Annotated in this window: 28 protein-coding genes and 1 riboswitch; of the genes, 12 read left to right on the plus strand and 16 right to left on the minus strand. The window is 67.8% G+C overall.

The genetic code is table 11. From position 1 onward, the window contains the following. Positions 1 to 17: 17 nt before the first annotated feature. The 5 genes from FHP25_RS04960 to FHP25_RS04985 form a co-directional block, all read right to left on the minus strand. Positions 18 to 1,265, minus strand: a complete 1,248-nt coding sequence (locus FHP25_RS04960; RefSeq protein WP_147845796.1) for an efflux RND transporter periplasmic adaptor subunit — start codon at positions 1,263 to 1,265, stop codon at positions 18 to 20. 369 nt (positions 1,266 to 1,634) lie between these two features. After that, complete coding sequence (locus tag FHP25_RS04970; RefSeq protein WP_147845798.1) at positions 1,635 to 1,997, minus strand: hypothetical protein; 363 nt, start codon at positions 1,995 to 1,997, stop codon at positions 1,635 to 1,637. Positions 1,998 to 2,080: 83 nt separating this feature from the next. Further along, complete coding sequence (locus FHP25_RS04975) at positions 2,081 to 2,404, minus strand: hypothetical protein (protein WP_178133307.1); 324 nt, start codon at positions 2,402 to 2,404, stop codon at positions 2,081 to 2,083. A 56-nt stretch (positions 2,405 to 2,460) separates the two neighbouring features. Continuing rightward, complete coding sequence (locus FHP25_RS04980; RefSeq protein WP_178133308.1) at positions 2,461 to 2,922, minus strand: FixH family protein; 462 nt, start codon at positions 2,920 to 2,922, stop codon at positions 2,461 to 2,463. A gap of 171 nt (positions 2,923 to 3,093) precedes the next feature. Further along, positions 3,094 to 3,708 (minus strand): class I SAM-dependent methyltransferase, encoded by a 615-nt coding sequence (locus FHP25_RS04985; protein WP_147845926.1) that lies wholly within the window; start codon positions 3,706 to 3,708, stop codon positions 3,094 to 3,096. Positions 3,709 to 3,888: 180 nt separating this feature from the next. Here FHP25_RS04985 and FHP25_RS04990 point away from each other — a divergent pair, with 180 nt between their 5' ends. Together FHP25_RS04990 and FHP25_RS04995 are read left to right on the plus strand one after the other, a co-directional pair. Next, positions 3,889 to 4,446: a sigma-70 family RNA polymerase sigma factor gene (locus tag FHP25_RS04990; protein WP_147845801.1), complete on the plus strand. Its 558-nt coding sequence runs from the start codon at positions 3,889 to 3,891 to the stop codon at positions 4,444 to 4,446. After that, the gene (locus FHP25_RS04995) at positions 4,443 to 5,084 is read left to right on the plus strand and encodes an NrsF family protein (RefSeq protein ID WP_147845802.1); all 642 of its coding nucleotides are present in this window, start codon (positions 4,443 to 4,445) and stop codon (positions 5,082 to 5,084) included. The genes FHP25_RS04990 and FHP25_RS04995 overlap by 4 nt, the downstream gene beginning before the upstream one ends. 21 nt (positions 5,085 to 5,105) lie before the next feature. Here FHP25_RS04995 and FHP25_RS05000 read toward each other — a convergent pair whose 3' ends face one another. The 6 genes from FHP25_RS05000 to FHP25_RS05025 all read right to left on the minus strand — a co-directional run bounded on the left by FHP25_RS05000 (position 5,106) and on the right by FHP25_RS05025 (position 7,629). Next, the gene (locus FHP25_RS05000; protein WP_178133309.1) at positions 5,106 to 5,423 is read right to left on the minus strand and encodes a HigA family addiction module antitoxin; all 318 of its coding nucleotides are present in this window, start codon (positions 5,421 to 5,423) and stop codon (positions 5,106 to 5,108) included. Between the two features lie 159 nt (positions 5,424 to 5,582). Further along, on the minus strand, positions 5,583 to 5,801 hold the full coding sequence (locus FHP25_RS05005; RefSeq protein ID WP_147845804.1) for a GDCCVxC domain-containing (seleno)protein: 219 nt from the start codon (positions 5,799 to 5,801) through the stop codon (positions 5,583 to 5,585). Continuing rightward, positions 5,798 to 6,199 (minus strand): mercuric reductase, encoded by a 402-nt coding sequence (locus FHP25_RS05010; RefSeq protein ID WP_147845805.1) that lies wholly within the window; start codon positions 6,197 to 6,199, stop codon positions 5,798 to 5,800. The genes FHP25_RS05005 and FHP25_RS05010 overlap by 4 nt, the downstream gene beginning before the upstream one ends. Positions 6,200 to 6,205: 6 nt before the next feature. Further along, on the minus strand, positions 6,206 to 6,610 hold the full coding sequence (locus tag FHP25_RS05015; RefSeq protein ID WP_147845806.1) for a heavy metal-responsive transcriptional regulator: 405 nt from the start codon (positions 6,608 to 6,610) through the stop codon (positions 6,206 to 6,208). 83 nt (positions 6,611 to 6,693) lie between these two features. Then, the gene (locus tag FHP25_RS05020; protein WP_147845807.1) at positions 6,694 to 6,957 is read right to left on the minus strand and encodes a thioredoxin family protein; all 264 of its coding nucleotides are present in this window, start codon (positions 6,955 to 6,957) and stop codon (positions 6,694 to 6,696) included. A gap of 102 nt (positions 6,958 to 7,059) precedes the next feature. Further along, positions 7,060 to 7,629, minus strand: coding sequence for a TMEM165/GDT1 family protein (locus FHP25_RS05025; RefSeq protein ID WP_147845808.1), 570 nt, complete (start codon positions 7,627 to 7,629; stop codon positions 7,060 to 7,062). 17 nt (positions 7,630 to 7,646) lie between these two features. Continuing rightward, positions 7,647 to 7,839: riboswitch (yybP-ykoY riboswitch) on the minus strand. 157 nt (positions 7,840 to 7,996) lie between these two features. On the opposite strand from FHP25_RS05025, the gene FHP25_RS05030 reads away from it, so the two are divergent. Together FHP25_RS05030 and FHP25_RS05035 are read left to right on the plus strand one after the other, a co-directional pair. Next, positions 7,997 to 8,356 carry a cupredoxin domain-containing protein gene (locus FHP25_RS05030; protein ID WP_231712209.1) on the plus strand — a complete coding sequence of 120 codons (360 nt, stop codon included), beginning with the start codon at positions 7,997 to 7,999 and terminating at the stop codon, positions 8,354 to 8,356. An 18-nt stretch (positions 8,357 to 8,374) separates the two neighbouring features. Continuing rightward, positions 8,375 to 9,196, plus strand: coding sequence for a hypothetical protein (locus FHP25_RS05035; RefSeq protein ID WP_147845809.1), 822 nt, complete (start codon positions 8,375 to 8,377; stop codon positions 9,194 to 9,196). A 159-nt stretch (positions 9,197 to 9,355) separates the two neighbouring features. On the opposite strand, the gene FHP25_RS05040 is transcribed toward FHP25_RS05035, so the two are convergent. The 3 genes from FHP25_RS05040 to FHP25_RS05050 form a co-directional block, all read right to left on the minus strand. Beyond that, on the minus strand, positions 9,356 to 10,465 hold the full coding sequence (locus FHP25_RS05040; protein WP_147845810.1) for an alpha/beta fold hydrolase: 1,110 nt from the start codon (positions 10,463 to 10,465) through the stop codon (positions 9,356 to 9,358). Positions 10,466 to 10,646: 181 nt separating this feature from the next. Beyond that, complete coding sequence (locus tag FHP25_RS05045) at positions 10,647 to 12,074, minus strand: DUF1254 domain-containing protein (protein WP_147845811.1); 1,428 nt, start codon at positions 12,072 to 12,074, stop codon at positions 10,647 to 10,649. Positions 12,075 to 12,119: 45 nt separating this feature from the next. Further along, entirely contained in the window at positions 12,120 to 12,809 is a 690-nt protein-coding gene (locus FHP25_RS05050; protein WP_218578185.1) for a hypothetical protein, read from the minus strand. Positions 12,810 to 13,178: 369 nt separating this feature from the next. Here FHP25_RS05050 and FHP25_RS05055 point away from each other — a divergent pair, with 369 nt between their 5' ends. The 5 genes from FHP25_RS05055 (at position 13,179) to FHP25_RS05075 (ending at position 17,546) form a co-directional block, all read left to right on the plus strand. Next, entirely contained in the window at positions 13,179 to 14,051 is an 873-nt protein-coding gene (locus FHP25_RS05055) for an amidohydrolase family protein (protein ID WP_147845812.1), read from the plus strand. A 222-nt stretch (positions 14,052 to 14,273) separates the two neighbouring features. Beyond that, complete coding sequence (locus FHP25_RS05060) at positions 14,274 to 14,477, plus strand: heavy-metal-associated domain-containing protein (RefSeq protein ID WP_147845813.1); 204 nt, start codon at positions 14,274 to 14,276, stop codon at positions 14,475 to 14,477. A gap of 76 nt (positions 14,478 to 14,553) precedes the next feature. Beyond that, on the plus strand, positions 14,554 to 16,791 hold the full coding sequence (locus tag FHP25_RS05065; RefSeq protein ID WP_147845814.1) for a copper-transporting P-type ATPase: 2,238 nt from the start codon (positions 14,554 to 14,556) through the stop codon (positions 16,789 to 16,791). 158 nt (positions 16,792 to 16,949) lie between these two features. Next, a complete protein-coding gene (locus FHP25_RS05070) occupies positions 16,950 to 17,243 on the plus strand; it encodes a type II toxin-antitoxin system RelE/ParE family toxin (RefSeq protein WP_147845815.1) in 294 nt (97 codons plus the stop codon). Positions 17,244 to 17,255: 12 nt separating this feature from the next. Then, positions 17,256 to 17,546, plus strand: a complete 291-nt coding sequence (locus tag FHP25_RS05075) for an addiction module antidote protein (protein ID WP_147845816.1) — start codon at positions 17,256 to 17,258, stop codon at positions 17,544 to 17,546. Positions 17,547 to 17,594: 48 nt separating this feature from the next. Here FHP25_RS05075 and senA read toward each other — a convergent pair whose 3' ends face one another. Further along, positions 17,595 to 18,923 (minus strand): selenoneine synthase SenA, encoded by a 1,329-nt coding sequence (gene senA, locus FHP25_RS05080; protein ID WP_147845817.1) that lies wholly within the window; start codon positions 18,921 to 18,923, stop codon positions 17,595 to 17,597. On the opposite strand from senA, the gene senB reads away from it, so the two are divergent. After that, positions 18,922 to 19,893 (plus strand): selenoneine biosynthesis selenosugar synthase SenB, encoded by a 972-nt coding sequence (gene senB, locus FHP25_RS05085; RefSeq protein WP_147845818.1) that lies wholly within the window; start codon positions 18,922 to 18,924, stop codon positions 19,891 to 19,893. The genes senA and senB overlap by 2 nt on opposite strands. A 237-nt stretch (positions 19,894 to 20,130) precedes the next feature. Here senB and dinB read toward each other — a convergent pair whose 3' ends face one another. Next, on the minus strand, positions 20,131 to 21,378 hold the full coding sequence (gene dinB, locus FHP25_RS05090; protein ID WP_147845819.1) for a DNA polymerase IV: 1,248 nt from the start codon (positions 21,376 to 21,378) through the stop codon (positions 20,131 to 20,133). Positions 21,379 to 21,578: 200 nt separating this feature from the next. On the opposite strand from dinB, the gene FHP25_RS05095 reads away from it, so the two are divergent. After that, the gene (locus FHP25_RS05095; RefSeq protein WP_147845820.1) at positions 21,579 to 21,869 is read left to right on the plus strand and encodes a hypothetical protein; all 291 of its coding nucleotides are present in this window, start codon (positions 21,579 to 21,581) and stop codon (positions 21,867 to 21,869) included. 76 nt (positions 21,870 to 21,945) lie between these two features. Next, positions 21,946 to 23,553: an HVO_A0114 family putative DNA-binding protein gene (locus FHP25_RS05100; protein WP_147845821.1), complete on the plus strand. Its 1,608-nt coding sequence runs from the start codon at positions 21,946 to 21,948 to the stop codon at positions 23,551 to 23,553. Positions 23,554 to 23,839 lie beyond the last annotated feature (286 nt).

A 23,839-nucleotide genomic window follows, 5' to 3' on the forward strand; every position in this document is an offset into this window, starting at 1 on the left:
GAAGATGTCGTCGTTCATCATTCGCTCTTCGGCGGCGTGAAGGACTTCAGCGCCGCCCTCAGGTTGCTTTCGGAGTCGATCAGGAAGGTCGCCGAGACCACGACGCGCTCGCCCTCGGCGACGCCCTCGACGACGGGGTAGTAGGCGCCCGCCCGGCGGCCAAGCTTCACCGCGCGCGGCTCGAAGCGGCCCTCGCCCTTGTCGACCAGCACCACGCGGCGCGTGCCGCTGTCGATGACCGCTGATTCAGGCACTGCGGGCACGGCCGCGGCACTCTCGCCGGTCATGATCTCGACGCGGGCCAGCATGTCGGCCTTCAGCCGTTCCTCGGGATTGGGAAGCTCGATGCGCACCCGCACGGTGCGCGTCTCGCGCGCCACGGCGGGGTAGATGTAGCCGACCGTGCCGGTGAAGCTGGCGTCGGGATAGGCGGCGGTGGCGATCGACGCCGCCTGGCCGACGCGGATGTCGGCGAGCCCGGTCTCGGGCACGTCGGCGATCACCCATACCGAGGCGAGGTCGACCAGCTTGAACAGCATGTCGCCGGGCGTGACGCGCATCCCCAGGATCGCCGGCTTCTCCAGCACCACGCCGTCGGCCGGCGCCGGGATGTCCACCATGCTGCGCGGCTCGCCGCCGCGGCGCAGGCGCTCGACCTCCGGCTCGGGCACGCGCAGCACGCGCAGCCGCTGCAGGGCGACCGCCTCCAGCCCCGCCACCGTGCTGGTCGACTTGCGTGTCAGCACATACTCTTGCTCGGCCAGCAGCAGGGCCGGGCTGTAGATCGTGGCCAGCGCCTCGCCGCGCCGCACCTTGTCGCCCGTGGCGCTGGCCACGAGCCTCTCGATCCAGCCCTCGAACAGCAGCGCCACGATGGTCTGGCGACGCTCGTCGAATTGCACGGTGCCGGTGGCCCGCACCGGCCGGGTCAGCATCCGCCGCTCGACCATCTCGCTGCGCACGCCCAGGCGCTGGATCCGCTGCGGGCTCAGCGTCACGGTGCCGCTGTCGTCGGGCGGCTCCTCGCCTTCGTAGACGGGGAGGTAGTCCATGCCCATGGAGTCCTGCTTCGGCACCGGCGAGGTGTCGGGCGCGCCCATGGGATTGCGGTAGTAGAGGATCTTCCGGCCGCCCGCTTCGGGCGGCGGCGTGGCTGCGTCGCTGGCCGGCACCTGCCGGTTCATGGCGAAGTAAGCGCCGGCAGCGCCCGCGCCGATCCCGGCAAGGGCGATCGTCGCGGCGAAGAGGAGGGTGCGCGCTCTCATGGCGAACGCCGCCTTGCCGGGAGCGCGCCACTCCGTGGCGCGTCATGTGCCGGCCCGGACGAAGACGCGCGACGGAGTCGCGCGCCCCCAGCGTCTGCCCACATCAGCGTGCGTCGTTTCAGCCGTGGTTTCTTGTTGGTGGCGCGCTCCCGGCTGCCCGGCGTGGCCGCCGGCGGGCTGCTCTGGGCCTGCGCCGCGCCGGCGTTCGGGGACCAGGCAACACCAAGGATTGCGATCGACCTGACGGCCGCGCGTGAACACATGACGCATGACATCGGCAAGCTCGCGCCGGAGAACAGGCCCTGCCCGCGGACATCCGCCCACAAGCAGGTCAGGGATGACGACGCGGCCGCAAGGGCCGCTCCCTGATCAGCCTCGGGGCGGTGGCAGAAGCGGTCTTATGACGCGGGAGGCGAAGCCGGCGGTGTAGGCCGGCGGATCAGCGACGTCGACCGGCACGACGAGGTGCGCCAGCGGCGCTTCCAGATTTGCCGGCGGCTGGGCTGGCAGTCGGACGCAGGCGGCTGCGCATGCAGCCGGCGCGCCACAGTCATTGCTGCTCTGGTTCTCTTTCTTGCAGTCCTCGCAGGCATCATCGCATGGCGCTGTGACGGCAGAGGCGAGCGGCAACGGTGCATAGGCCGCAGCCGGCTGGAACGCCGCCGTCCAGGCCATCGCGACCACCAGGGTGGCCGTCAGCCATTTGCGAAACCGCTGCATGCGAAAGACCATAGTCTCCCCCAGGCAACGGCTCAAGTCACACGCAGGCGATGAGCGCAGCCATCCGCTCCCGCCCCACGCGCCTGGTCCGGTCCTCAGCTGCGCCGGGCGGGGGGCGACCCGTCGGGAGAGCCGGGCTTGTCCTCGTTCATGCGCTCCATCATCCGGTTGCAGTTCTCCATCATCCGGGCCATCTGCTTCATGTGGTCGGGATCCATCCGGCCCATCATGCCGTCGTGGCCTTTCATCATCTCCTGGCCCTGCGGCGGGGGAGACGCCGGGGCCGGCGCCTGCGCCAAAGCCGCCGTGACGGCCGCGAGGCCGCCGAGAAGGGTGGCCGTGGCGAAGAGGGCGGTTTGTCTGCGAATCATGCTGCTCTCCAGATAGGTTTCGATTGAGCTTCGGTTTCGCGGGGACATGCTGGTCTTCCCAAGGACGTCCCCGCGGGAATGTGACGCCGCAGAGGACCTGCGGGTCACTTGGCGCCGAACGTGACGGTGCCACGCACGACCTCGGGCTGGCCCCGCACCGTGCGGGTGTATGTGACCTTGGCGGTCGGGATGTAGGTCCGCTCGATCCTGGCTTCGCCGGGGACCTCGGCTGCAAGATGGAGCGCCCAGGGGCCCGACGTGCTCGTGCGGGCGCGGAAATGATAAATGCCGGAGCCGTCCGTGTCGGCGAGGGTCACGCTGCCCTTCGTGCCCTTCATGCCGGACGGCGCCATGTCGACCGTGCTTTCGGAGATGATCGCGCCCGTCATCGGACTGCCGTCACGGACATTGACAAGCCGGACCGACACATCCGGGGCGCCTGGCCCGGCTGGCCGCACCTGCACGATCTCGAAGCGGTAGTCCTGCGGCGCCGCAACGGCAGCACCGGACAGCGCGGCCATCAGGGCGGCGGCAATACCGCCGGCCATGATACGAGCCCGAAGCATCCTGCCCCTCCTTGTGTCTCTGCTTCTGCTCGTGAGTTCGGATGAAGGCGCTGGATGGTTACGATCGTCACGTGTACGTGAAGCGAGCCGATGGCGATCGGGTTGATGTATGTTCGCATGATCCGTCATCCGCTGCCGCGGCCCGCAAGCGGCAGTGCCCTGCGCGCCGTCCTAGATGACGCGGGCACGGCCCTCGTAGACGTAGGTCATCGCCCGCGGGCCCTTGATGTAGCCGGCCTCCAGCGCCTCGATGCGCAGGCCGGTCGCGCGGATCAGCACGTCGGGCTGCCGGTTCAGGTGGCATCCGCCCGAGATGCGCTTCCAGAGCGGGGTGATCCTGTCCTGCCAGCGCGCCACGCCGGGATCGGGTGCGCGGCCATGTTCCGCAAACAGAAGGCTGCCACCGGGCTTGAGCACGCGGCGGATCTCGGCGACGGCCTTCGCGGCGTCGGGGATCGTGCACAGCGTGAAGGTCATCACCACCGTATCGACGCTCCTGTCGTCGAGGGGCAGGGCTTCGCCCGAGCCCTTCAGCAGCTCGATGGCAGCCGGCATCTTGCGGGCCCGCCCTTCGGCGAAACGCAGGAGCGCCTCGGAAGGATCCACGCCGATGACCTGGTGCGTCCGTGGCCCGTAGAAGGGCAGATTCAGGCCGGAGCCGATGCCCATGTCCAGCACGCGCCCCTCCGCCGCCGCGCCGACCCGTTCACGGAACGGCGTCATCTGCTTCTGGCGCATGACCAGGTCGAGCACGCGCGGAAGGATCCAGCTCTCATAAAAGCTCATCGACCAGGTCCTGGGCTGCCATGACGGGATGGGCACGGGCACGCTATCCTGTTCGGCGACAGGCAGCAGATGCGTTACATTACGCCCACGTGAGACCGATATGCGCCGCCCGGTCAAAAAAATATCAGCCGGCCTTGTAACCGAGACCCTTTTTCATCCGAATGTACGGGCGAGCACATCATGCCGACCGACGAGGACGAACTCAGGGACCTGATGAAGGCCGGCCTCGACGGTGACGCGGCGGCGCATCGCAGCCTCTTGGAGCGGCTCAGCCGGCATTTGCGGGCCTACTACAAGAGCCGGCTGTCGCGCATCGGCCGCAGCGCGTCGGAGGCGGAGGATCTGGTGCAGGAGGCGTTGATCGCGATCCACACCCGCCGGCATACCTACGATCCGGCCGAGCCGTTCACGCCCTGGGCCTATGCCATCGCCCGCTACAAGCTGATCGACCATCTGCGGCGCACGAAGGCAGCGCGGGCCGACGTCCCGCTCGAGGCGGCCGGCGAGATCACGGCGCACGAGGACCATGTCGACACCGAAAGCGCGATCGATCTCGCGAGGCTGATGGCGCGGCTGCCGGCGAAGATGCGCAACGCTATCCAGCACGTGAAGCTGGATGGGCTGAGCGTGGCCGAAGCGGCGCGCCGCAGCGGCATGTCTGAGTCGGCCGTGAAGGTGAGCGTGCATCGCGGGCTCAAGGCCCTGTCGGCCGTGATCGGGCGGGAGAAGGCGTCATGAAGACCAGCAGTCTGATCGACATGCTCAGCGCCAATGTCGAGACCGTCGACCGGCGGCAGGTGCCGCGCACGATCGCCACGGCCGGCGCCCTCGGCGCCGTGGTCGCGATCGTCGCCGTCCTCGCTGCGCTGGGCGGTCGCGCCGGCCTGGCGGATGCGCACGCGATCTCCTTCCTGGCCGGCAAGCTGGTCTTTACCCTGGCTCTGGTGGTGTTCGCGTTGATCTTCCTCGGCCGCTACGCCCGCCCCGGCGGGGAGCGGCGGGCGCCGTTCGGCCTGATCGCGCTGCCGTTCGTCGCGGTCGTCGCGCTGGGCTTGCTGAGCCTGCTGGCGGCGCCGCGGGCGCATTGGCAGGCGATGCTCGTCGGCGACCAGTGGCTGGAATGCCTGTTGTCCATACCGGTCATCGCCATCGTGCCGTTCGCTCTGGTGATGTGGGCCGTGCGCCGCGCGGCGCCGACGCATCTGACGCGTGCCGGCGCGCTGGCCGGGCTGGTCGCCGGCAGCATCAGCGCGACAGCCTATGCATTGCACTGCGTCGACGACTCGGTGCCGTTCGTCGCCCTGTGGTACGGCGGAACGATCGCCTTCTGCACCGTGGCCGGCGCCGCCCTCGGGCCCCGACTGCTGCGGTGGTGAGCGGGGCGGGATCCGTCGCTTCTACGCGGCCAGGGGAACAGTCTTGATGGCCTTCAGCACTCTTTCGTTTGCCTTCCTGGCATGCCAGAGGCTGTAGCCGACCTGCATCCTGACATACAGTTCGGGGTCGCCCCCCACCAGCTTGCCGAAACGAAGCGCCATGTCCGCGGTGACCGCGCTCTTGCCGTTCAGCACAGCGTACAGCGCCGGCCGGCTGATCTGCATGCGCCGCGCCGCTTCAGCGATGGGCAGCTTGACGTGATCCTCCAGGATCTCCCGCATCAATTCGCCAGGATGCGTCGGCGCGCGCTGCGGCTCCCTCGCCATGTACTCGGCCATCCTGTTCTCCTGCGTCGGCACAAGCGCGAGTTTACACTGCAGCGATCGTTTAGCCATCTGACTGTCAGCCCAGCGCAGCGAGGGATCTTTCCGGGAAAACGCACGGCGTGTCGGCCCCAAAATCCCTTGCTGCGCTCGAGAGCACGGCACGCGAAATGGTCACGCGCGGCAGCAATCCCCGGCTCGGCCCTGCTGGATCGGCGGGCACGGTGTCGAGCCCCAGGAGCAGAAGACGCAGCAATCGCCCGCCTTCGGCTTCAGCAGCGTGCCGCAGCCGGCGCATTCGTAGAAGTACCGGCAGGCATCGGTCGGCATGGTCTCGACCTTGGCCACGCCGCAGACGGGGCACGTGAGTGTCGATTGCAGGATGACGCTCATACCGGCGGCTCGATCCAGAAGGTGAGCGCCAGCAGCAGGATGGCGAGCACGAAGGCGATCCTGCCACCCCAGTCCAGGACCGGACGCGCGCACGCCGTGCCCGAGGCGCAGGCGATCGCCGGTCGTCGCCGCCACATCATGATGGCGGCCGCGCCGAGAGAGGCCACGGCAACGTAGAGCAGCGTGTGCTGATGCGGGGCCGCCAGGTATCCGAGGCCGACGAGCGAGGCGGCGCTGATGCCCAGGAACGACAGCGCCACGGGCAGGGCGCAGCACGAGGCGACGCCGAAGGCGGCCAGAAGGCGGCCGGCCGCCAGCGCGGTCCCGGCCGCATCGAGACCGATACGCGATGCCGGCGCATCCGTTGCGGCGTCGGTCGCAGGAAGATCGCTGCTCATGTCACATCACCGCGGCGTGCCGTTGAAGGCGGACAGGATGGGGCATCGGTCGATCGGCCGGCCGGTGTCGTCGCAGGCGGCGATCAGCCGGTCGAGCGTGCGGGTCATCGCCCGCATGGCCTTGATCCGGGCCGCGAGCTGGCGGTTCTTGGCCACGGCAAGCGCCCGCACCTCGCCGCAACAGGCCGCTTCGCGCGAGCGCAGCGACAGCAGCGTGCGGATCTCCGCCAGGGTGAAGCCGCAGTCCTGGGCCTGCCTGATGAAGTGCAGGCGAACGACATCGTCGTCGCCGTAGAGGCGGTAGCCGGCGGCCGATTTCTCCGGCGGCTCGATCAGACCCTCCCGCTCGTAGTAGCGCAGCGTATCGGGCGTGACGTGGGCGCGCGCCGCAAGCTTGCCGATGGTCAGCATGGCCTTCCTCCAGGGTGGCCACCGTGCACCCTGGAGCGGGCTCCAGGGTCAAGCAGGCAGGCCTCACGATGGCACGACAGCACCTACGCCCGGCCCAGGCCCAGATTGCGCAGCACCGCCAGGTCGACGCCGCGCCCGGTGCAGCAGTCGGCGAGGGTGCCGTCGATCACGACAGCCGGCAGCGCGCGGATGCTCAGGGCCTTCGCCCGGGCCGCGACATCCGCGTCCTGCATGGCATGGACACTCACCTCGCACGAGTCGCATGCGGCCTGCCTGACCTGTGCGACGAGCTCGGCACAGACGTCGCAACCGGTGCTGAAGATCTCGATCGTTCGTTTCGCGGCCATGGGTCCCTCCTGCCGGCCATTGCGTCGATGGCGGCAGGGTACGGGATGGCCCCCGCTCCAGAGTCAAGCCACGGACGCCGGGGCCGATGAAGGTGCCACCGCTCAGAGCAGCTTCACACCCGACAGAGCCAGCACGCCCAGCACGGCGAAGATCGCGGCCGCGGCCCAGCGCACGTATTTCAGGTTGATGCGGTGGGCGGCGCGGTCGCCGATCAGGACGGCCGGCACGTCGGCGATCATCATGCCCAGCGTCGTGCCGATCACGACCGGCACCAGATTGCCGAACTGCGCCGCCATCGCCGCCGTGGCGACCTGCGTCTTGTCGCCGATCTCGGCCAGGAAGAAGGCGATGGTGGTGGCGATGAAGGCGCTGCCGGCATAGGCGGTCTTGCTTTCCGACTCGTCGATCTTGTCGGGGAACAGCGCCCAGGCCGCGATCGCCAGGAACAGGCCGCCCAGCACCCAGCGCAGGACGTCGGGGTCGATCGCGGTCGCGACCCACTCGCCGGCCAGGGCGGCCAGGGCATGGTTGGCCACCGTGGCGACGAAGATGCCGAGGATGATCGGCACCGGCTTGCGGAAGCGCACCGCCAGCAGCAGCGCCAGCAGCTGCGTCTTGTCGCCGATCTCGGAGATGGCGACCACGCCGGTCGAGGTGAGGAACGCGTACATGAAAGAGTCCGGGGGCCGAGCAGCGCAAGATCCGATGGCACCAGCCTCCGCCGCCCGGCCCGGGTGTCGGAGTCCAGCGCCAAAGGTCTCGCCAAGCTGCCGATATCGGCGTGCCGTCCGCGCCATGGCGGCCTTGCGGCCTCCAAGTCTGTTGACGCGGACCCCTCTCAGGAAGGGCGGCTACTCCCCAATGACCGCGCGACATGTAGGGCCATCGCTGCCGCAATGCAAGCGCGCTTTGGCCGCAGGTCGGCGCAGGACGCCGCAACCGGACCGCGCGGCTCCCGCCGCGCTCATTGGTCAGCGGCCTGTCAGCCGCAACCGCTAGTCACTTGCATTCGCAAGATGGGGATGGGGAGGACAATCCATGTCGATCGAGTCGCGCCGCGGTCTGCTGCGTCTGATGCCTGCCGCCGGCCTCACGGCCGCGCTTGGCGCAGCGGGTGCGGCGCGTGCCGCGGACCCGCCGAGCTTCGTGCTGGTGATCAAGAACCATCAGTTCCAGCCGGGCGAGCTGGAGATACCGGCCAACACCAAGGTGAAGCTGGTCATCCGCAATCAGGATCCGACGCCGGAGGAATTCGAAAGCGTCAGCTTGCGGCGCGAGAGGGTGATTCCGGGTGGCGCCGAGGGCGTCATCTATATCGGCCCGCTGTCGCCCGGCCGCTACGACATGTTCGGCGACTTCAATCCAAAGACAGCGCGCGGCTTCATCGTCGTCAAATAAGCAGTGGGAGGACGGACGATGCTGGCCCGCCTGGTTGTCGTCATTCGCGAGGTCATCGAAGCGGCCTTGATGATCCCGGCGTCGACGCGCGCGGCGGCGGGCGTGCTGGCGGCCGGCCTGCTCGTCGCGGCCGCGACGCCGGTGCCGGCCCGGGCCGAGTTCCAGGTTCGCTCGCCGATCGTCACGGAAGGCGAGATCGAGATCGAGCACAATGGCGCCGTGATCTTCAGCCGCAACAAGGCGACGCGCTGGCGCGAGCAGAGCTACACCAATGAGCTCGCCTACAGTCCGACGTCGTGGTGGAAGTTCGAGATCGAGACCGAGCTCGGCCACGAGCGCGGCGACAAGCTGCGCTATGAGGCGACGACGCTGGAGAACGTCTTCCAGCTCACGCCTCAGGGCAAGTACTTCCTCGACGTCGGCTTCTTCATCGAATACTCCAAGGCCGCCCGGCGCGAGGACCAGGACACGGTCAAGCTCGGGCCTGTCGTGCAGAAGGAGCTGGGCCAGGCGCTCTTCACGGTCAATGCCTTCTTCGAGCGCGCCGTCAGCGGGCCAGGCCCAACCGCGGCCACGGCGTTCGTGCCCGCCGTCCAGGCCGTCTATCGCCTGCATCCGCTGTTCACGCCGGGCTTCGAGTATTACGGCGAGATCGCCGACATCGGCGATGCCGGCCGGCTGCGGGACCAGGAGCACCGCCTGGGCCCGGTGGTGGTGGGCGCCTGGCGCATCGCGGGCGCGACCAAGCTGAAATACGAGCTGGGCTACCTGCTGCCGTTGACGCACGCCGCCCACGGCGGCGCGCTGCGCTGGAAGCTGGAGCTGGAGTTCCGGCTGTAGCCGCGCCCGGGTCAACGCCGCTGCGCGAGTGCACCGTCATCCCGAGCGAATTTCACCGTCATCCCGAGCGCAGCGAGGGATCTCCTGCGAATAGCGCACGGTGCGTCTTCCCGCAGGAGATCCCTCGCTGCGCTCGGGATGACAGTCCTGAGAGGGCGTCTACTGCAGCGTCCTGCCGTTCTGCGTCACGACATCGAGGAATTGCGAGACCTCGCGGTTGAGGAAATCGATATCGGCCGGCAGCAGCCCGCCGGCGGCGGCATGGCCGGTCACGGTGCCGGGGCTGATGGTGATCGCACGCACGTCGCGGATGTGGCGCGCCGCGTCCTGCGGCTCGTACTCGGGATTCAGCAGGTCCTTGGTCCCGGTCATGATCAGGGTCTTGGCCTTGATCGCGCGCAGCGCCTTGATGATGTCGCCGTTGAAGCCGGGCGTCGTGCCGAGATCGTGCCGCTCGTAGGCCCAGGTCTGGTAGATCCAGTCGTTGGCGTCGAACAGCTTGATCTGCGCCGTCTCCTGCTGCTGCAGCCAGGGCAGCACGTCCAGCGGGTTCTGGAATTGGTCGCGATACATCTCGGGGCTGCGTGCCGACAGGAACCCCAGGATGTCGCGCCACAGGCGGATACCCTGCTCGGGCGGCGCGCTGTAGTCGCCGTTCTTCCAGGCCGGGTCGAGCATGATCGCCTTGCGGCTGGCTTCCATCACCACGACGGACCAGGCCGGCGTCTTCGCCAGCGGCACCAGGGCGACGAGCGAGTCCATGAAATCCGGCTGGCTCACGCCCCATTGCAGCACCTGCATGCCGCCCATCGACGGGCCGACCACCGCCACGACGTGATCGATGCCGAGCTGATCCGTCAGCAGCTTGTGCTGCGAGCTCACCATGTCGCGGATCAGGAACTTCGGGAACGCCATGCGCGGCTGCGCCGTCGAGTTCGAGGGCGAGGTCGTCAGCCCATTGCCGATCGCGTCGGTGCAGATGATGAAGTACTTGTCCGTGTCGAGCGCCTTGCCGGGGCCGATGAGGAAATCGAGCCGGTGATGGTTGCCGCTGATGGCGGTAACCATCAGGATGGCGTTCGATTTCTTCTCGTTGAGCTTGCCGTGCGTGACATAGGAGATCGCGAAGTCCTTGATCACGTCGCCGGATTCGAGCTTCAGGTCCCCGATCTTGTAGAGCTGATGCGGCGGTTGGTTGGGGCCATGGGCGAGCGCCGGCGTCGCCGCCAGCAGCGCCGCGAGCGCGATAGCGCGTATGGCTGTGAGCATGATCGTTGCCTCCCGGTTCGCTCTGTTGCGGAGCATGTTGAAGCCAGGTTCGGGCTGCGATCATAATCCGTGCGGCGCCGCGCGGATACGGAGTTGCCGCCGCCGGGCGACAACTCCGGGTCCGCTGAAAGCAACGAGAGACATCCTGCCGGTCGCCAGCTCATTCGACCGGCGCCGTCGATCACGCCTTCTGCACCGGCGGGATGGTCCAGGTGCCGTCGATGATCGATGGGTCGGCCTCGCTCGGCTGGTACATGCGCAGCATGAGGATGAACTTGCCGGCAGGGGCTGGAAGCCAGTTGGCCTCCTTGTCGGCCCCGGGCGAGTCCTTCTGGATGTAGAGGTCGACCGAGCCGTCGGGATTTGCCTTGAGGTCCTGCCGGGCGCTGATCGAGTAGCGGTTGAGCGGGTTCGGCACGAAGAAGTAGTTGCCGTCGTACATCGTGAGAGACCAGAAGCCTTCGGCGGGAGGCAGCTGGCCCTTGGCAAATCGCATGACGTACTTGTGGGCGCCGTCGTACGCCCGGCCTTCATTGTCCTTCTGCGACGTCGGGTAGACGGCGTCCTGCGGCCGGTTGGCGCCAAGCCCGATCGCCGTGATCAGCGCCCGCATGAGATAGTCGGTGCCGTAGATGCCGGTCTTGGTCGTGTAGGCCCAGCCGTTGATATCCTTGATGTCCTTGTTGATCTTGAACTGGATCATGATGCGGTCGACAGCGATTTCCGGAATGCGCTTGATGAAGTCGGCGCGCAGCTTGCTGCTGTCGAAGTCCTTGCCGGGCACGAGCCCGATCCGGGCGAACTTGGCCAGCGCTGGCGCATCGGCCGCGGACGGCGGATTGGTCTTCATGAGCTGGGCGAGGAGGCTGAAATACGCCACCGCGTCCATGCGATTGACCTGCTCGCGCACCGCCGTCTTCATGTCGATCGCGGGATCGACCTTGCCCGGAGGCGGGGTATAGGGCTTGCCGTAGGCGCTCAGCGGCACGAGCTTGAACTGGTCCTGCAGCGCGTGCACGGCAGCGTAGTCTTCCTTTGTGCCGGTGCAGTAGATCCGGCCCAGCAGCCATACCATGCTGGTGGGCGATTTCAGCTGCTTGACGCCGCTGGGCAGCGTGCCGCTCCAGCCTGGCCCGGTGATCGCGTATGTCTGCGGACCGGTCCCGGTCGTGCGCTTGCCGGGCACCTGGAACACGGTGGTCCAGCCGTCGAGCATCGGCGCCAGGAAGTAGCGATCCTTCATGTCCGGGATGCTCAGCACCCACGGCTCGTTGCCGACATCGAAGAACGACGTCGTGTAGAGCGTGTCGGCATTGGGCGCCGTCACGTCGCGGAACGAGGCATCGGGATACTGGCGCAGCTTGATGATATGGCCCATCGGCCCGCGCGTTCCCTCGACGGCCGCCACGTTCGTCATGACCCTGCGGGTCATTTCCATCGTCACCAGCGGGTAGCCGTAGATGTAGGCGTCGGTGGCCAGCCAGAAATCCTCCAGCCCTTCGGCAAGGCCGAGGAAGGAACCGAGCTCGGCCCGGCTCGGGGTGGCAAGCGCGGTGCCGGCCAGCAGGCTGGCGCAGCCCCAGATCGCGTCGCGTCGCTTGATATGCATTGTGGCGGTTTCCTTCAGGCGTGGATCGTATCGGGTGGTGACGGTCTAGTAGCAGGGCGGATAGGGGTAGTAGCCGCACGGCGGCCGATGGTACGGATCGTATGGCGGGTACCCGTAGGGGTGATACGCGGCCGCGGCCGCTGCGCCTCTGTACCAGGCGCCGCGCAAGGCGGTGCGGCGGGCAGCGCCGGCGAACGACAGCGGTGTCCAGGGCCGGCCGATGATGTCGATGAAGATCGAAGCCGGCCCGTCGGCGCCGGCAAGATCGCCCTCGAGGACCTGCACATCGAAGGTCAGTCTGTCGCCGTCGAGCTTCGGGTTCTTGAGCACGACCACGGAGTCGCGGATGACGGATCCGTCCCGGCTGAAGGCCGATACGGTTGCGTTGGGCGGATCCTTGGCGAAGCTGTCCTTGTCCTCGTTGGCCGGCGACCACTCTTCCAGCACGTGCGCGGTGAGCGCGTGCCCCGCGGCACGCACCGGCCGGTCGGCGAACAGAATGGAATTCGGCGCAACCCCGGAGAGCACCAATTTGTCGCCCTGCAGGGTTGCGCCGCGGGCGTTCATGACAATCAACGTCTGGTAGACGTGCGGCCCGCTTGTCTGTCCGATCGATTTCTGCAGCGGCACGTGAGGGGGAGGAGGGGTGCCTGCGGTGGCTTGGGCCCACGCCATGGCCGGCATACAAAGAAGGCCCACGATTGCCGCGAGCCAGGCGGCGCGTCGCGTTCCCATGGCAGCATCTCCTCTTGTGCCCACGCAGCGGCGCGGCCGCCGGCCGTGATCGGCGAAGGGCGTCGCGGATCCATCCACCGACCCGCTCTCACACCGCATTCGTGGCAAGACGAACTCCCCCGCGGCGTCAGCTCGACAACCGCAACTCATCCCATGATTGCATGCGGCGCGGGGCCGGCACTATCCATTTTCCGCACGACTTGCGGGCGCGTCTGCCGGCCTGATCCTTTCTCTTCTTGAAGATTGCGCAGAAGGAACGATGCCCAGCCGCGATCCGCGGCCGCGGGCATGCTATCCTGCCTTTCGCGGCATCCGCTGCGGCCGGGCCGGGCGATGCCTCATCGTGTTGCCGGCGCGAGGAGCCTTCCCATGAACGTCAACGACCTGATCGCGATCGACGTGCACACCCACGCCGAGGTGTCTTCCCGACAGCCGGCCGACGTGCTGTGGCAGCCCTTCGAGGAGGCCGCCAATGTCTATTTCAAGGCCGGCAAGCGGCCGACGATCGAGGACACCATCGCCTACTACCGCGAGCGCAGGATCGGGCTGGTGATGTTCACGGTCGATTCGGAATTCCAGATCGGGGCCCGGCGGATATCGAACGAGGAGGTGGCCGAGGCCGCCGCCAACAATCGCGACATCATGATCGCCTTCGCCAGCATCGATCCGCACAAGGGCCGCATGGGCGTGCGCGAGGCGCGCGAGCTGATCAAGTCAGGCCTGGTCAAGGGGTTCAAGTTCCATCCCACCGTGCAGGGCTTCTTCCCCGACGACCGCATCGCCTATCCGCTCTACGAGGTGATCGCCGAGCACAAGCTGGCCGCGATCTTCCATAGCGGCCATTCCGGCATCGGCACCGGCATGCCCGGCGGCGGCGGGCTGCGGCTGAAATACTCCAACCCCATCCATCTCGACGACGTGGCGGTCGACTTCCCCGACATGACCATCATCATCGCCCACCCGTCGTGGCCGTGGCAGGACGAGGCGCTGTCGGTGTGCCTGCACAAGCCCAATGTCTACATCGATCTCTCCGGCTGGTCGCCGAAGTACTTCCCGGCGCAGCTCGTGCAGTACGCCAACGGCCAGCTCAGGAACAAGGTGCTGTTCGGCTCGGACTATCCGCTGATCACGCCGGACCGCTGGATGCGCGATTTCAAGGACGCGGGCTTCAAGCCCGAGGTCCACGACCTGATCCTCAAGCAGAACGCCATCCGGGCGCTGAAGCTCGCCCAGCCGGCGTGAGGCGGCGCCGCCGCCTCACTGTCATCCCGAGCGCAGCGAGGGATCTCCTGGGAAGGACGCACGGTGCGCCGTTCGCGGGAGATCCCTCGCTGCGCTCGGGATGACAGAAGGGCGCGACGACAGAAGGGCGCGATGACAGATTGCGGCGAAGCCTGCCCTTGACCTTCCCACGGTGGGAAGCCCCACATGGGCGACGTCACTGATGTTCCTGGGAGTAAGATCATGCATCGCTACGCCGTTCCCTCCATGACCTGCGGCCATTGCGCCGGGACGATCGAGAGGGCCGTGAAGGGCGTCGATCCGCAGGCCACGGTCAAGATCAACCTTGCCGCCAAGGAGGTCACCATCCAGAGCACGGCCGACGATGCGCGGCTGGCGGCGGCCATCCGTGATGCCGGCTACGAGAGCCAGCGCCTCGGCACCTGATCTTGGCTCGCGCCGGCCTGGGCGGCCTTGACGCCGCTCAAGGCCGGGGCGAGCGGCACCCGTTAGGAGCGCAATCATGCCGAGCGATCATCGCGCGCACGATCATGCGCATCACCACCATCATCATGCCGCGCACGGCCACCACGACCAGGGTGCGCCCCCGGCGTCGACCGCGGAGGTGCCGGCAGGCACCATCTACACCTGCCCGATGCATCCCGAGATCCGGCAGGTCGGCCCCGGCAGCTGCCCGATCTGCGGCATGGCGCTGGAGCCGGTGCTGGCCTCGCTTGACGAGGGGCCGAGCGCCGAGCTCCTCGACATGCGCCGCCGGCTGTGGATCGGCGCCGTGCTGACGCTGCCGGTGTTCATCCTGGAGATGGGGGGACACCTCACCGGGCTGGCGCACATGGTCGGCCAGGCGACCTCGAGCTGGATCCAGCTCGTGCTGGCCACGCCGGTGGTGCTGTGGGCGGGCTGGCCGTTCTTCGTGCGCGGCTGGCAGTCGGTCGTCGCGCGCTCGCTGAACATGTTCACGCTGATCGCGATGGGCACTGGGGTCGCCTGGCTCTACAGCATCGTCGCGACCCTGGCGCCGGGCATCTTCCCGGCCGCCTTCCGCGGCCATGACGGCGCGGTCGCGGTGTATTTCGAGGCCGCCGCCGTGATCACCGTCCTGGTGCTGGTCGGCCAGGTGCTGGAGCTGAAGGCGCGCGAGCAGACCTCGGGCGCGATCAAGGCGCTGCTGCGGCTGGCGCCGGCCACGGCGCGGCGCCTGGGCGACGGCGATAGCGAGGAGGAGGTGTCGCTCGACCAGGTCAAGGTCGGCGACCGCTTGCGCGTGCGCCCCGGCGACAAGGTGCCGCTGGATGGCATTGTCATCGACGGCCGCTCCAATGTCGACGAGTCGATGGTCACGGGCGAGCCGCTGGCGGTGCAGAAGGCGGCTGGCGCCAAGGTGATCGGCGGCACGCTGAACGGGCAGGGTGCCTTCGTGATGCAGGCGCAGAAGGTAGGCCGCGACACGATGCTGGCGCAGATCGTGCAGATGGTGGCGCAGGCGCAGCGCTCGCGCGCGCCCATCCAGCGCCTGGCCGACACCGTGTCGGCATGGTTCGTGCCGGCCGTGATCGCCGTCGCCGTCCTGGCTTTCGTCGCCTGGGCGGTATGGGGGCCGCAGCCGCCGCTGGGCTACGCGCTGGTCGCCGCGGTGAGCGTGCTGATCATCGCCTGCCCCTGCGCGCTGGGGCTGGCGACGCCGATGTCGATCATGGTCGGCGTCGGGCGCGGCGCCAAGGCCGGCGTGCTGATCAAGAACGCCGAAGCGCTGGAGCGGCTGGAGAAGGTCGACACGGTCGTCGTCGACAAGACCGGCACCCTGACCGAGGGCAAGCCGAAGGTGACGTCCATCCGTGTCGAGCCGGGGTTCGACGAGGCCGAGATGCTGCGGCTGTCGGCCAGCCTCGAGGCCGCCAGCGAGCATCCCCTGGCGGCCGCGGTGGTCGACGCGGCCAAGGCCCGCGCGATCGCGTTGGCGCCGGCGAGCGACTTCGAGTCAGTCACGGGCAAGGGCGTGATGGGCACGGTAGCCGGCCATAGGGTCGCGCTGGGCAGCGCCCGGTTCCTTGCGGAGCTGGGCGCGGAGATTGCCGGCGTGCAGGCCCAGGCCGACCGGCAGCGCAGCGAGGGCGCCACCGTGATCTTCGCGGCCATCGACGGCAAGGCCGCCGGCGTGATCGCGATCACCGACCCGATCAAGGCCACGACGCCGGCCGCGATCGAGGCGCTCCACGCGCAAGGCATCCGCGTCATCATGCTGACCGGCGACAACCGCACCACGGCCGAGGCCGTGGCGCGCAGGCTGGGCATCGACGAGGTGCGGGCCGAGGTGCTGCCCGAGCAGAAGGGCGCCATCGTGGCGCAGCTGCGCAGCGCCGGCCGTGTCGTGGCGATGGCCGGGGACGGCGTGAACGATGCGCCGGGGCTGGCGGCCGCCGATGTCGGCGTCGCGATGGGCACCGGCACCGACGTCGCCATCGAGAGCGCTGGCGTCACGCTGCTGCGCGGCGACCTGCAGGGCCTCGTGCAGGCAAGGCGCCTGTCGCAGGCCGCCATGGGCAACATCCGCCAGAACCTGTTCCTGGCCTTCGTCTACAACGCCGCCGGCGTGCCCATCGCGGCCGGCGTGCTCTACCCGGTCTTCGGCCTCCTGCTGTCGCCGATCATCGCCGCCGCGGCGATGGCGCTGTCATCCGTGAGCGTCATCGCCAATGCCCTGCGCCTGCGCAACTTCCGCCTCTCCACGCAAGGACGATGAGAGGGAGGGGCCGATGCCGAAGACATTCGATGAGGGATAAGGAGGACCGGACTCTGTTCGCCGGAACGGCGCAATCGTTGGCTGGTCGCGCCGCACCCATGGGGCACAATTCGCTCGGTCGCGGTTGACTGAAAGTAGCCCATAGGATACGATCCACCATGATCGAAGTCCGCAAGACCGACGAGTTCGCGCAATGGCTCGATGGTCTTCGTGATGGCGACGCCCGCGCCAAGATCGATGCTCGCCTGTTGCGTCTCTCATTGGGCAATCCGGGCGACGTCAAGAGCGTTGGCGGGCGGGTATCAGAAGTGCGGGTCGATCACGGTCCTGGATACCGCGTATATTTCACACGGCGGGGCATGAAGATCGTGGTCCTGCTATGTGGCGGCGACAAGCGCACGCAGGCCGCGGATATCAAGCGGGCACGGGACATGGTTGCTCGATTGGATTGAAGAGGCGAAGTCATGAAGGGAAAGATCAAGACGACCCCGTTCGATCCGGCGGAGCATCTCAAGACACCAGGAGAGATGGCGGTTTTCCTGTCGGAAGCGCTGGAAACGGGCGATACCGCGGTCATCGCTGCGGCTCTTGGTGTTGTTGCAAGAGCCAGGGGAATGCGAGAGATCGCGGAGAAATCCGGGCTATCGCGAGAAAGCCTGTACAAGGCTCTGCGTCAGGATGGAAACCCCGAACTGGCCACGACGATCAAGGTCGTTCAAGCGTTGGGGATGAAGTTGATGGCGAAGGCGGCATAGAGAGAGGCTGATCGCCTCGCTCCGCTGTCGCCGGGCGAGGGGGCTTCCTCACAGCGCGCAGGTGCGGAAGCCGGCGAGGACGTCGTTGCGGTCGGGCGTGAAGAAGTTGCGGTAGGCGGGGCGGGCGATGCGGGCGCTGGTCGCCCAGGCGCCGCCGCGCAGCACCTTGCGGGTGCCGAACCAGGGCTGCGAGTAGTCCTTGTAGGGATCGGCCTCGAAGCCGGCGAACGGCAGGAAGTCCGACGCCGTCCACTCCCAGACATTGCCGATCATCTGGCGGCAGCCGAAGGCGCTGTCGCCCGCGGCCAGCGCCGCGACATCGACGGGCCCGTCGGAGGCGAAATCAAGATTGGCGCGCGATGGCGCCGGCGGCGCATCGCCCCATGGCCAGCGGCGGCGTGAGTCGGCCAGCCGCGCGCCGCTCGCGTCGGGCACGCCGACGGCGGCGGCCTCCCATTCGGCTTCGGTGGGCAGGCGCCTGCCGGCCCAGCGGCACCACGCCTCGGCCTCGAACCAGCTCACGAAGATCACCGGCGCATCCGGCGCCAGCGGCGCGGACGCGCGGTAGCGGCGCGCCGTCAGCGTGCCGTCGCGCGGCGGATCCCAGTAGACCGGCCGCTCAGCGCGGCGGCGCTCGCGCCACGCCCAGCCGGCATCGCTCCAGAACTCGCGGGCGCGATAGCCGTCCTCGGCGATGAAGGCCGCGAACTGGGCGTTGGTCACCGGGGCGCGCGCGATCCGGAACGGCGCCAGAACCGTCTCGTGCGCCCATTTCTCGTTGTCGAAGATGAAGCCGTCGCCGCTCGTCGAGCCCAGCCGCCAGGCGCCGCCAGGAATCGCGGCGTCGCCGTCCAGGCCGCCGGCGCCGGCCGGCGGCTGCCCGCCCGTGCCGAGGCCGTCGGGCGGATCGAAGGCCAGCGTCTGGCGCGTGTAGGTCAGCGCCTCGACATGCATGTCCTCGTGGCGCAGCGCCAGCTCGTAGAAATAGCGCGCATCATCATCGACGCCGCGGCCGAGCAGCGCCTCCTGGCGCGCCAGCACCTCGGCGAGATAGGCGAAGGTGCCGGCGCGATCGGGCAGGTCGAGCTGCCAGCGCGTGGCATGCGGCACCGCGCTCGAATCCCACAGGCTGTCGCCGCGCGCGATCAGCGGTGCCTGGCCTGCCGCGTGGCGCAGCGTCCAGTACTCATGGAACCAGCCGACATGGCCGATCTCCCACAGCGCGGGGTTGACGATGTCCAGGCGCGGGCCCATCAACTCGCCCGATGACAGATCTTCCGTCAGGCACCGCGTGCGGTGACGGGCCTCGCGCAGCTGCGATACGAGCTCGGTTGCGGATGCCTCGCTGGTCGGCCGATGGGCTTGGCGATTGTCCATGAAGATCATCCTTATCACGCCTCGGGGTCCGACTTCACGCACCGGCAACCAGGTTGCCGCCACGCGCTGGGCCCGCATCCTACGGCAGCTCGGGCACCAGGTGCGCGCCGCGTCCGCCTATGACGGGCGCCCGGCCGACCTCATGGTGGCCGTGCATGCCTGGCGCAGCGCCGCCGCCATCGCCGATTTCAAGGCGGCGTGCCCGGATCGGCCGGTGGTGCTGCAGCTCAGCGGCACCGACATCTACGACTATATCACGTCCGATCCCGGCCCCACCTTGCGGGCGATGGCGCAGGCCGACCGGCTGGTGGCGCTCAATGACCTTGCGTGGCGCGTCGTGCCCAGGCGCCTGCGGGCGCGCCTCACGGTCATCCACCAGTCGGCGGCCGCGCCGCGTCCGCCGCGACGGCCCAGCCGCCGCGCGGTCGTGATCTCGGTGATCGGCCATCTGCGCGACGTCAAGGACCCGCTGCGCGCCGCGGCGGCGGCGCGGCTGCTGCCGGCCGACAGCCGCGTGATCGTCGAGCAGGTGGGCAGCGCCTACACGCCGCAATGGGCCGCGCTGGCACGCCAGGAGATGGCGGCCAACCCGCGCTACGCCTGGCGCGGCGACGTGCCGCCGGCTGCCGTCCGGCGGCTGCTGGCGCGCAGCCATGCCATGGTGATCTCGTCGCTCAGCGAAGGCGGCGCCAACGTGGTCTCGGAAGCGGCGGTCGCGGGCGTGCCGATCCTGGCCTCGCGCATGGACGGCAATGTCGGGCTGCTGGGCGCCGACTATCCCGGCTACTTCCCGGTCGGCGACACCACGGCGCTGGCCGGCCTGCTGCGGCGGATCGAGGATGATCCGGGCTTCGTGCGGCAATTGACCCAGGCGTTGCGGCGCCTTGCGCCTCTGTTCAACCCGGCACGCGAGCGCGCGGCATGGCGCCGGCTCCTGGCCGGGCTCGCACCTGGAATCGGTGGTCTCTGACACACCCGTCATCCCAGGGCATTCGCATATGCCCTCGCGGTCATCCCGAGCGCCCCCTTCGACGGGCTCAGGAGAGGGATCTCCTGCGGCAAGGCGCACCGTGCGCCATTCGCGGGAGATCCCTCGCTACGCTCGGGATGACGGTAGGGGCATATGCGAATGCCCTGGGATGACAGGTGTGCCACCAACCAGTGATCCGGTACCAGCACCTGCCGGTCAGCGCCGGCGCGGGGCGTCTCACAGCTCCTTCTCCGCCAGCTCGCGGAAGGCATCGGGGACGGAGCGCGCGACGCCCAGGGCGACGCGGCCATAGCCGATCGCCTCCCAGCCGAAGCGGTCGCGGATCGCATCGACGGCGCGGTCGGCCTGCAGGCGCGCCAGGCCGCGTGCGCTGCCCGGGCGCCGGCCTTCGTCATCGAGGCCCAGCGGCAGATCGAGCTGCAGTGTCGCCGGTGCGTCCAGATGCGATACCGAGATCGCCAGCAGCGAGACGGTCTTCTCGTAGGGATGATCGTCAAGGACCGTTTGCATCAATGCCTCGGCGATCTCGGCCAGCATCGCGGTGGCCGCGACCGGCGCGTCCAGGGTCACGGCCCGCGTGACGGCGCGCAGATCGGCGAAGCGCACGCGCACGCTCACCGTGCGTCCCGGCCGGGACTTGGCGCGCAGCCGCGTCGCCACCCGGTCGGCCAGATGCAGCAGGGTAGGGCGCAGCACGTCGGGATCGGCCGGCTGCCGTCCGAGCGCCGACTGGGCGCCGGCCGACTGCACGCGGTGATGCGTGCGGATGGCGCGCGGGTCGCGGTTCCACGCCAGCGCCGAGAGCTTCTGTCCGGCGGCGTTGCCGAGCAGCCGGTCGAGCGCGCCGCGCCCCGTGCGCGCCAGCTGGCCGATCGTCGTCACGCCGATGCCGGCCAGCCGCGCCGCCGTGGCCGGGCCTATGCCCCACATCAGCTCGACCGGCAGGTCGTGCAGGAAGGCGAGCTCCCGGTCGGGATCGACGACCACCAGCCCGTCGGGCTTGGCGACCTGCGAGGCGATCTTCGCCAGATGCTTGGTGCGCGCCACGCCGATGGAGATCGCCAGTCCCAGCTCGGCGCTGACACGGCTGCGGATGGCGCGCGCGATCGCCTCGGGCGGGCCGAAGAGATGGGTGCAGCCGGCGACATCGGCGAACGCCTCGTCGATCGAGAGGCGCTCGACCAGCGGCGTGAAGTCGCCCAGCACGGCGATGGCGGCGTCGCCCAGCCGCCGGTATTCCTCGAAGTGGCCGCCGACGAAGATCAGCTGCGGGCAGAGCGCGCGCGCCGTGCGTCCGGGCATGCCGCCATGCACCCCGAAGGCCTTGGCCTCGTACGATGCCGCCAGCACCACGCCGCCGCCCACCGCGATCGGCTTGCCGCGCAACGACGGCTCCAGCTTCTGCTCGACCGAGGCATAGAAGGCGTCAAGATCCGCATGGAGGATGGTGGCTGTCGTTTCCATCCGGGTGCTCACCGGCGGCTTTTGAAGAAGTCCCCGACACGGGGAACAAAAAGAGAATATGCGTTGACGCTTGTCAAGCCGTACACGATTATCGATTTCTGTCACTTCCGTGCAATGATCGATAGGGCCCGTAATTCAGGGCCTTAGGCGCGTTTAAATTTGTCGCATATCCCGCTTGAATATATATCATAGGATGATATATGTACGGCCATGCGGATCTTCGCGGACTTGTCGAGCAAGCCGGCATTTATCGCATGGCCAACGGCTGGCAAGTCGTGATCCGGGCTGAATGGGTCGATATGAGCCCGGGTCGTCCGCAAGGGCTCTCCTACGCGTTGATCCTTCAGGATGAGCAGGAGCAGCGGCTGCTTGGCTTCGACAACTCTCATGCTGCTGATGGCGCGCGGACGGTGAGCCTTTCGACCACGAGCATCGTGCGAACGCGATTGGCCGGACATTCTCGTACAGGTTCACGTCTGCCAGTCAGCTGATAGCCGATTTCTTCGATCGATGCAGCGCGTACTGCGAACGCCAGGGCGTCGAATTCAGTTTCGTCGAGGACGTGCCATGAAGCACAAAATCTCAGGTCATGAGCTCCGCGACAGGTTGCTGTCTCGCCTCGGGAGCAAGGGCGACTTTGCGCCGACGGAGGAGACGCGCATCGAGGCGCTCTCGTCCCCCGGCAACAGGGAGCTTTTGGGAATCATTGCAACGAGGCGGCCGCAAAGCATTGGTGAGCTGTCGGTGCTCGCGGGACGGCTGCAGCCCAACGTCAGTCGTTCGCTGAGCACGCTTGCTCGGGCCGGACTTCTCACCGTCATCCAGGATGGTCGCGCTTCCATTCCAACGCTGACACCCGAGGGGCGACGAAAAGCGGAGGATCTTCACCTTGCCGACCCGCCTGCGGGAGCGTCGGAATCGACGTCTTCGAGTCCCATTGATGCGCCTCTGCTTTCTGCGGAAATTGCAGAAGCAGACAATGGCATTCCCGATACAGACGAGGTTCAGGCCAATGTGGTCGTACGATTTTCAACCAGCGGAGATCACCCGCCGGCCGATGCGCATGCCTTGCTGAACCTCGATGAGGTTTGTGCGAGCCTGACGGCGAACTGGTGGCGTGTCTTGTGCCGCCGTGGAAGCCCATACAAATTATTTCCGCTCAGCAGGGAAGTTGACGGACGTTTGTCCCGCGCGACGCTTTTGATTGAATCTGCCGGCCGGATCGAATTGTTCGTCCGTCCACTGGACGATGATCGAAAGAACTGGGAGTTTCCCCGCCTCTCGCTGACCGCCGAAGAATTCACCAAGCTTGCGCTCAGCGAGCTTGTTTATCCGCTGGTGGAACGATTGCGTGCCAGAAAACGGTTTGACCGTCCTGTCGAATCGAATCTGCGTCGTCTTGATGAGATACTGGGGAACGCCGCGGATCTCGCTTTCTGGAGGTGTGCCGGTGCGCTCGGATTGTCGTATCAAACGATGAATAATGAAGGCGCCGACGATGTAGGCGCGCTCATAGACGCCATGTCAGAAGAAGATGCGCGGTTGGAGTTCGCATCCGCCGTTGGTCCTGGCCAGCTGAGGCGATCGCTCCGGTGGGCTGCCGGCGAGGTGATGGCAAAGGCGAAGATCAATCGGTTGCCGCGGCTGGCTGAGCTTGGGCGCGGCACGGCGAACGGTGATTTGGGTGATGTGGAGCCTTGGCGTATTGGCACCGAGCGTGCTCGGGACGTACGGAAGGGCATCGGACTTGCGCAGGATCTGTCGGTGAACGGCCTTTCTGGCCTCATTCGACTTTTGGGCGGTGACGACCGATTTGCAGTGAGCGCTGCAGGTGACGAGCTGATAAGGGGATACCTGGGGCACCGGGGCGATGATCCGGTCGTGGTGGTCAGGGATGAAGGTCCGAGAAGCACAGCGTTCCTGGCTTCACGCGCCGTCGGCGATTACTTGGTGTATGGTAGTCCTGAAGCACCAGTCGCGGATATCTACTCGAACCGCCAGGCCGTGGGGCGTGCCTTCGCCGCGGAGTTCATGGCCCCGGCGAGGGGCGTCATGCATATGATCGACGAGGAGAATGTCTCCTTGGACTCCGTAGCTGAGCACTACGGTGTTTCAAGGAAGGTCGTTCGCCTTCAGTACGAGAACAATGTTGCCCAATACGCGGGTGCAGCCTGATCGCGGGGCGATGCGTCACCTGCCAGGCGCGGGCGCCCGAGCTACCAACCTCAAGAATCTTCGCGGGCCGCGGCGATTTGGGTTTGCTCGCTGTCATCCTGAGCGCAGCGAAGGATCTTTTGAGCAGTGCTATCGCACGGGAATGATGACGGCGTACGGCATCTCGACGGGGCGTGCCCGTGCGAAGCGACGGTCTAAAAGATCCTTCGCTGCGCTCAGGATGACAGCGCGCGTGTGGCGGGCTCCTGTCCTTGGTTGCGGCCAAGGGCTGCGCTGTGAAACTGTT

Source organism: Vineibacter terrae (assembly GCF_008039615.1).
GTDB lineage: Bacteria > Pseudomonadota > Alphaproteobacteria > Reyranellales > Reyranellaceae > Vineibacter > Vineibacter terrae.